Genomic DNA, 9,340 nt, shown 5'->3' on the forward strand with positions numbered 1-9,340 from the left:
CATTATCACTGAATTCCATGGGGATCTAAACTCCTTTTGAAGCATCCAGGTACCCTCTAAATTACTCTTTAACTCATTTGTCATATTAACTTTTCGATTTGTAAATAAATAAATTCCAATTGATAGAATTAAAATAGAACCAATTACAAAAATTATATATTTTTTACTTCGCATAAATATAGTTTTAAAATAATCTTTCTAATAACCCTTTAAAAAAATTTACATATATAGCAGGCATAGGTTTTACCTGATATTGATAAGTATTGGCTGAAACTTTTGATCCAGGAATGTAGTTATTCAATTTAGCTTCCATTTGTGTTGCAAAATAGTAAGGTAAAGTTGCATTATTCAACATCATTCTTTTACCACCCGGGCCGACGAAAGAGGTAACAAAAACAGTCTGCGTAGCAACAGCATTTGCAACTAAAGCTGCCTTATCTACTGCTTCGTCTACTGAATAAACTATCCCATCTTTACTTTTCTTCGGAACACCAATTTCTAAAGTAAATTTATTGTAATACGCCGTTCCGGTTTCCGTATCAAATACTTCAAAATAAATTTCTGTCGTTCTTGCACCTCTCCAATTCGAAGCGATATTTTTAAATTTAAAAGACTTTTCACTTAAAAGATCCCATTTTCCTGGCCCAGGGCCATTTGATTGCGTAGCTTCGTCAATACTCGATTTTTCTTCATTTTCAGTTTTTGAATCATCCTTTTTTGAACTATTATTGTTTGAATTTAATCCGAAATATGCTAGAACATCATCAAAATCTTTATCTCCCCTTTTAAAATTCCCCGCTTCTCCGGCATACATCCCGTCAACATCAACAAATCTAATGGGATTATTCAAAGCATAACTGTATGGACTGACTTTTCTACTCATATCTGCAAGTGGATCAATAGTCTGGAATCGAGCAATTTCCGGATCATAAAACCTCATTCCATAATCCAGTTGTCCTAACTCTTCTTGGAGTTCTTTACCATTATAAAGGAATTTGTTAATTCCAGGTTTCACTACCCGTTGCTTTCCAAATGCATAATAATCGCTGCGCTGAAGGATCTCAAGAGATTGACTTGATGGATTTTTATAAAAGGTTGTTCTAACATTACCTAAATGGTCGGTAAGGTTATATTCAAAACTATAAGTACCATTGTTATTTCTTGCGACTCCCTCGGAAACTTGGATAAAATCAATTGTGCCATCTGGCTTATATTGGATACCATCTATATAATTAGTAGTTCCCGTCGATGCACTTTGTTTTTTTAATTTTCTACCAAGAGCATCATAAGTATAAGTTATATTCTGTGTGCCACTTACTTGTTCAGGAAGATTGAGGTAATTATATGCGATTAAAACATTTCTTGGGCCATCGGTTGTTAAATTTCCGTTAACATCATATCCATAGTTACCGTTTATAAATCCGCTTATAGTTGTTAGGCGGTTACCGTTATAGTTGGTATAATTATTAGTTCCGAAATTATCTCTTGACAAGGATTTTAAGTTACCCATTATATCATATGTTGCAACCTCTCCAAGACTATTCCCAGCAGAAGCAGACTTTAGACGATTTAGTGCATCATATGTGTAATTAAAAGTATTTGAAGCACCATTTGTATACACTTGTGAACTGATATTTCCATTATACTGTGGAATAGTGCCGTCTTGATATTTTAGCTGAAGATTAAATTGATCAGCGGAGCTACTTTTTAACCAACCTCTCTCATTATATGAGAAAGTTGTGTATTGTAAAAAATTTTGTCCATCTGTGCTATGGAGTGACTTTTTGATCAATTGACCCACTTCGTTATAATCCAATTTATTAACCGCTACTTCTGCGGCACCATTGATCGAAACCATTGTGGCCTTTTTCCGGCCCATATGATCGTATTCAAATCTGTTGGCAATAATTGTTGTAACGGAATTGACCTTGTGAGTTCTATTGGATGAAATAAGTTCACCAGAAAAATTGTAAGTATTGTCTATAATATCTGTTCCACCGAGATGATTATCACTTTTTTCTTGAACAATTCTTGCCTCTTTGTCATAGTATTGAACCTTTAGTAAAAATGTTGGACTTCCCAGAATCTTTGTCTTTGTCCCTGTTAATAAAGTATTCACTCTTGATTCAGAGGCCTGGTCATTAGATGGAACCCCGAAAGTGTTTCCGGGAAAACCATAGTTATCATAATAGTAAATTGTCAAAGGATCACCGCCAGATTGCGGGTAGGCCACACTGCTATAATCAGCTCCATTAGTTCGGGTTTCCCAAAGTGATACTTGCCCATCTACTGTAGTTTGTAGAATACTCCGGGTGGAAGCATTTGTATAAACCCCTGTCATAACAACCCTTCCAAAAGCATCGTATTTTGTAAAAAGCCATAGGTTGGAAAGTTTCTGTTTCGAATCTTGGGTCAATACTACTTGATCCAATTTGTTGTAAATCACATTCTCCCAACCTTTTCCTGGAAGTTTTTTTTCAATGATTCGTTTTCTACCGTCATGATGATAAGCAAATATATACTGATCAAATTGTGTATCCGATTCTGCAAAACTGTTAATACCACCCGGTAAAATATCGGGGTTTTCATTTAGCGCTGGAGGCAGCACATATTTCAAATTACCTAAATCATCATAAATATAATAGGTTGAAAGACTTTTAATTTCTGTTTCCCATTGCCTTTTTAATACCAATTGCCCTTCAAGATCTCTAAATTCTTCATTCGTTCCAGTCTTGCCCGAAACCCAATTTTCATCCTTAACAATTGTTTTATATAATGTCCCTTGACCGTATTTCCTGTCAGAAGATGCTCCATTTGTGCCAACTGTCCAAACTTTAACTTCCTCTGCGGTATTAGCTCCATAATCTGTCTTTATAGTATGACCAGAATTAATTTGCCAGCTGGCGCCAGGAGCACCTTTCTGTTCCACTCGATTTAATGGTGAATTTTCATATTTTGTCTCAGAAAATGCGGCTCCAGGTATGGAAGATATACCCGCAACAGGCATGGTGTAAAAGTTATTTTGAGCTATTAAAGCATCTGTTCTAAAAGTTCCATTACCATTTCCCACTGTATACGAAAGATATTTTCGGTCTTCTCGACCGAATGCATCATAAACAATGGGTTGAATTACATCCTTAAATGTAGGGCTACCTTGTACAGTAACAATCTGCGAAGATCGACCCAACCCATCTACATACTGAATGGTTTCGTTGACATTGCAAACACTTCGTGGTGCATCTATGTTAGCCTCAGTTACCCCTGGTTCTTTAAAAACCCTGGTTCGGATGTAATTCTGATTTGCGCTGGGATTGGAGACCAGATTTATACATTCTGCAAAACTCATCCCTGTGAAAATCCTTACAGATTTCCCTAAAGGAACGAAGAAGCCATCGGTTAATGTGACACTGTTAGTTGCTTTGATTTCGGTTTCATTATTGTAATTGTTTTTAACAACTGTTTGAGGAACCTGAGCTTTAGCCTGCAACACATTAATTAGTAAAAGCCAGCAAGAAAGTATCACTTTTAAAAAGCCTAAACTTCTTTTGAGTTTACTGGTTATCCTTGCACGCCTCAGGTCAAGGTGGGTTAGAAAGGCCGTATCTATTAGATACCCTCTCATTCTAAAATTCTTTTGTTTTTTTTCAATGAGGTTTATCATGGCTTTAATTTTTTATTGATAATGTGTTTATTTATTCCACCTGTTACTGCTACCTCATCAAAAAGGTAAAAGCAAAATTTGTATTCCCTGAAAGAGTAACCCTTTTGGTAAACTGGTAAGAGGAAGGGGCTGAATAACCGGAGAAACTAATATAAGACCCGCCCGTAAAATCAAAGCCACCATTATAATAATAGCTTACAGGATTAGGAAAATCTATAATAACATCGTATTCGCCAGATGGAATATTCAGCTTGCTTTGATCATATACATTTTTAAATGCAACAGAAAAATACTGCGAACTATTAACGTTCTTTAATGTTACATAACAGGTTTCATTATTTTCTCCAATAATTCCATCTAAGTAAGTGAACGTAACTTCGTTTAACTGAACTTTACATTCTCCGTGTTCATTGGCATATTGCTGACCATTCGAATTCAAATCCGCCAATGCCAGGGAATCTGCTTTTTTCTGAGTATTTTCTATGTACTTATTTACAGGTACCCGATAAGCTACCGGTGGGCCCGCAGTATACCCTACAGGACATTGAGGTGTAAACCTTTTAAAAACAGGCACATTACCAAATTTTTTTGGCCTCAGGTTGTATTTGAAAGTTTTTACAATATTCCGATCTTGATTTTTTACATGAAGTAACCTGTTGAAAGGGTCATATTGGTAATAAGTCGTTTCACCTTTATCATCAATTTTTGATGACAAACCTACCAATGGTCTATAAGTATAAGTACTTACTAACGCATCAGATGGATAAATGATCACATCATCATAAGCCTCTCCACCTGTAAGAGTAAGGCTGGCAGCATAAGGCAACTCTTTGTGTCGCCATGAACCATTCAGTAGATACCAATAAGCCACAGTGTAATTTTTATTATTTGGGGCTTGCCAGTTTACAGTATAGGTATTGCCAACATAGCTATTAAATCCTGTATGTGCGGGCGTTAAATTATTAGGTGTTCCAATATCTTCAAAGCTGTTGTAATAAACTTCAGAGGGCATTGCATTCTTTGCTTCTGCGACGGGTAATTGTTTTCTGTAGCCCCATTGATAACTATTTATAAGTCCTTCAGGAGCAGATTGGTTAATAATGTTTCCAGATTCATCGTAATTGTATAGTACCCGGACTTCAAGAGGGTCATTACTTTTTTGCTGTGCCTGTATTGATTTTAACAGATATTTATTTGCAAAAGGTTCAGAATAATTATTACGTTTAAATGAGACTTGCTGTTGGTCAATATATTTTTTTTCTTCAATGACTGGCGAAATCATATTTCTAAGAGTCATCTTATTATAAATGCCACTTTGATCTTCAGTCCCAACAATATCAGGAGAATATCTGTAAACAGTTTTCGTCTCACTATTATTACTTCTGTAGGTTTTTTCTTCCTTTAAATAGTTGTATTTAGGATCTATGGTAAAATTTTTAATTACTGTTACAGGATTTGTCCCCTCCTTATCAAACGTCAATTCTGTTTGCTTTTTTAAATAAAGAGAATAGGTATATATTTTTATAGGTTGATAATAATCGTCTCTAACCTCGTTAAAATCTCCTGAGACTGAAACTGCAGTTGTATATCGGTCAATTGACCGAACATATTCATTAAATCTTCCTGGGTCATCCCTATATTCGTTCGTTAATTTATAAACTACCTTATTTGAGGAATTGTAAACTTCTTTACTTAAAAGGTTGCCTCTTTCCAATTCCCTGCTCGTAAAGGCCTTAATAGGATTTGCATTACTGGAAGCCCCCAGAATCCATGTTCTTATATCCATTGTCGGTATGATTACCGACTGCGAAAAAACCGTTATTGGTGCCTCATCCCTATAATTTATATTATCTGAATTTGAGTACTTGTAAATTGTATAGGAGCCATCTGTAAGTTTCTCCTTAACCTCACTGTAAACCACATCTCGTCCATTGGTATAATTTAAATCCTCCAATGTGCTTGTGGTAATAAACTCAGAGTATCCCAAAATCGGGTTTCCAATCTGATAGTTGTAATATATATTTCTTGATCCGGCTAAAATACCCGATGAGGTTACGGGTGAACCATTATTTTCATAAAAATACTCCCTGGAGCTTTGAACACCATCCCATGAGTTTTCAACTACTGATTTAATTCTCAATCCTCCTCCAATACCAGCCTGGTCATTTAAAGTAATATTATTATTTTGTTGAACGAGTGTTTTTGAGTAGGTATTGGGTTCATAGTAAAATTGGCTATATCCGCCAGTCGGGTAGGTAATTTTAAGTAAAGTCCCCGCCTGCATTAGATCTTCATCGGGTTTAAAGAAAGGCAACAGACTTTCTTTAGTATAATTTCCGGTAAAAGGAAATTGCTTTCCATTAAAATATCCCCATTGATCTACTTGAAAGGAATTATAAACTGGCAGAGGGGTTAAGTCGTAAGCGAAGTTATAATCCTGGCTTGAGGTTAGACCTGCTCTTTTACTAAATTTTTCAAGAAACAACCTTTGATTGGGATTATCATTATAGTTAAAAGCCAGATCTTCTGTCTGTATATTATTGTAATCGTATATTTGGATGCCACTTAATTTATACCATTTGGGAGGATGTAAAGTCAAGAACTCAAGACCAGATGAATAATCCATTCCAAGATCATAATAAGGGAAACCATTAAAGGCATCTGCATCATAGTTGTATTTTAATTCCGTTGTCTCTTCAATTTGAAAAATTACCTTAAAAGAGCTCGATTGAATTTCTTCTAAATACACAGGGCTTATAATTTGAGCACTGTAGATCCGTGAATTAAATGACTTTGCAGCTCCCCCAAAACCAAATGTTTGATAGACATAATTACTTATGTTATGGCCAAATGCTTTAGAATAAGTTACGCTCTGTATATACTGATTTGACTTCCTTTGATATTTAAACTCAACAATATTTCCTTTTGAGCTTTCTATTTTTGTCAAATACCATGCATTTGCAATAATATCTTCATTGTTAGCAGTAACTGACTGAATCGGGCCTCGGTTAAATTCAATTGCATTTTGATTATTACCAAAAGTATAAATTGTACCATCATGGTCTGTTATGGTAATATGATAAATGATTCTTTTGATATGACTGGCTATTTGGGTATCTGGGTTCAGTAATGCGAAGGGTTGATTATTTACAGCAACATTAACCTTTAAATAATTACCTGAACTCGATTTAACCACCCAATTACCTTCATGATTTAAAAAGAAACTTCCCGACACTCCATTTGGTAAAGAAAACATAAATTCATCGGGAGCGGGTACAGCTAAATAATCATTGTTCTGATTCTTTCCAGGTTTGGCCCATGTATTCTGAATAAAACCGTTATCGGACCAACTCGTATTATTCAGCTCACCATAATGGTAAAAATAAGCCGCTATTGCATCATTGGTAAAATTAGAAACGGCTATTTCATCCACACCTCCATTTACTTTTCGTGTCACAACCCCTCCTACACTAAGGGACCAGTTTTGTCCAACCCATCCTGGATGGGCTTCTGGTTTTACGCCGCCACCAAAGTATTTTAGTTCCGCTAGTATCGGAATATCTCCATGCTTAAGGCTAAAAACGGGCACATTAATATTTGGTAAACCCGTAAATGGAGAAATCTCAACTTTATTGTACACACCTAAACTTGCTGCGTTTGGAGATTGGACCAAACTTGAACTACTGGTATATTGTCCGAAGGCTGATTGTACAATCATATTAAAAAGTAAGCCAGCTATGGGCTTAAAATAATTTTTCATAAATAAGAGTTAAAGAATTAATTGTTATCGTATTTGTGAGATTAAACCGCATCCCATAATCATCACTATTATAATCACGGAGTTTTAAATGTATCTGGCGAATACTATATAGTGCCTCACCTTAAGAACTATCATAAACATTGTTAGAATTTAGTTTAATGACCAAACTTATTGTCCAGGGCTCAATATTCTCTATTATTGGTAAGGCATTTACTGTGATCCAATTGCCAACGATGATTAAAATGTAAAATATGATGGTTAATGTTTTAAAGAAACATGGATTAAGCCTCACGAGTCCAAAAACAACTGGGCCTCTGTAGCGATGTTGAAGATATTTATAAACATGTTTATTTTTTTGCAGCCTAATATCAAAACAGATTTTGATGATTTGAGTACCTATAAGGCTTAAGACTTCTGCTGGTGTCCTTTGATTTTTTTTTATGAGCTTTTTCAAGGGCGTTAATTTTTATGCGCCCAATATAAAACCCTTCAGTGCGACCACACTGCACCGGTTTTTTTTTTAAAAAAAAGTTTTCAACAATGTATTAGGAAAAGAAAGTGATAAAATTATTTCGTCTTAAATCGACCCTAAAGGCTTTATAGAGAATTTACGATATACTACGGTACAAAAACAAAGCTGTAACTACCTTAGGCCAAATCTTATTTAATTAAAACAAAAAGATTATATAGGACAATAATACTATGCAGCGGAATATCTAGTACAAACACTTTTAAATCTTGATTATAGAGCTGGTACCAATCATAAAATTTACTTACTTACTTGGAAGAGATCAGGTAAAACAATATTCAATGGAGAAGGTATGTTACTTGACGACGTATTAATTGGCGATTATCAGGTAGTTTAAAAAAGGTATTATTTACATAAACTCAAACCCATTATTACTAGCTATAGTGACCAACGGCTGTATATTGTCCTTAAACCTTTCTTTCAACGATTCCCTACTCATGTTATGCAATGAACCCAAATCCGGGATAAAGGTTAAATAATGCTCTAAAAACTTAGAATCATGGCGGTTTTCCAATATGGTTTTTAACCCCCGTTCCTGAATTTCAAAATAGGCATCAAAGTATTTATCCATAGGAGGGAGCTTATCACATTTACTGCTATTAAAGCTTTTGTCTGCAGGAATGAGGTTCCAGATCAGGTCATGGGAAACAAAGGCATATGGAATGAAATGTTCCACTGCATAATCGTCGGTTAAGGTCTTTCCTGTATAAATACATTGGATAGGACCGGTATGTTTTATAACAATATCCCAAAACTCTTTGCGATGTTTGATTAAACTATTCCGTCTGGGTGGTTTTATGAGCTTATTTGGAATATCCGGAACATTTGGGTTATGTTTCTGCAAATAGAGGCTCAAATGCCAATAACAGAAAGCTTTTAAAACTCCACTATTTTGAATGAGATAAGGAATCCATTCTGGATTTATTTTTACATCCTGTTCATTCACTGCGTAGAGGCAATTGTTTTGGAAATCCTGAGAAAGATGATAAATTTCCTTTCTGTTTCCTTTGAAATTAGGAAACCAAGGACTTAAAAACCGGTGTGGAACTTCTGCATCAAAATGGTTTAGGATCTTTTTAATCTCAGGAGAAAGACTTCTTTTTAAGGCATCGATGATCACAGATTTCTTTTCATCAATGCTTAGGCTTTCAATAGTAATAATCTGTTTAATGGCTCTTTGAAGTTGATCTTGCTTGCCAAGACTAATATTGAAATAGTTTACTGTATACCAAGAATTAGCAATCATTCCGGCAAATAGGTCTAACTTTTTAAGAAAATGATTTCCTTTTTCAACTTCTTCGATTAGAGAGAGGAACCAATAGAATTTATAAGCAGCTGCGGTATTATTAAAGCAGGACGATAATAAATTATTAGGTTCTTTGTTTGGGAG

3 protein-coding genes are annotated in these 9,340 nt (G+C 35.1%); all 3 read right to left on the reverse strand.

Going from position 1 to position 9,340, the window contains the following annotated elements:
- Nucleotides 1-184 precede the first annotated feature (184 nt).
- Nucleotides 185-3,661, reverse strand: coding sequence for a DUF6443 domain-containing protein (locus DBR11_RS04400; RefSeq protein ID WP_108550401.1), 3,477 nt, complete (start codon nt 3,659-3,661; stop codon nt 185-187).
- A gap of 49 nt (nt 3,662-3,710) precedes the next feature.
- Nucleotides 3,711-7,421, reverse strand: coding sequence for a DUF5977 domain-containing protein (locus DBR11_RS04405; protein WP_108550402.1), 3,711 nt, complete (start codon nt 7,419-7,421; stop codon nt 3,711-3,713).
- Between the two features lie 878 nt (nt 7,422-8,299).
- Nucleotides 8,300-9,340: HNH endonuclease domain-containing protein (locus DBR11_RS04415; RefSeq protein WP_108550404.1), on the reverse strand; the 1,041-nt coding region annotated here is incomplete at its 5' end.

Source organism: Pedobacter sp. HMWF019, from assembly GCF_003061025.1.
Lineage (GTDB): Bacteria > Bacteroidota > Bacteroidia > Sphingobacteriales > Sphingobacteriaceae > Pedobacter.

Coding starts and splice junctions, on each gene's coding strand:
- DBR11_RS04400 (WP_108550401.1), bottom strand. CDS start 3,661: ATGATAAACCTCATTGAAAAAAAACAAAAGAATTTTAGAATGAGAGGG.
- DBR11_RS04405 (WP_108550402.1), bottom strand. CDS start 7,421: ATGAAAAATTATTTTAAGCCCATAGCTGGCTTACTTTTTAATATGATT.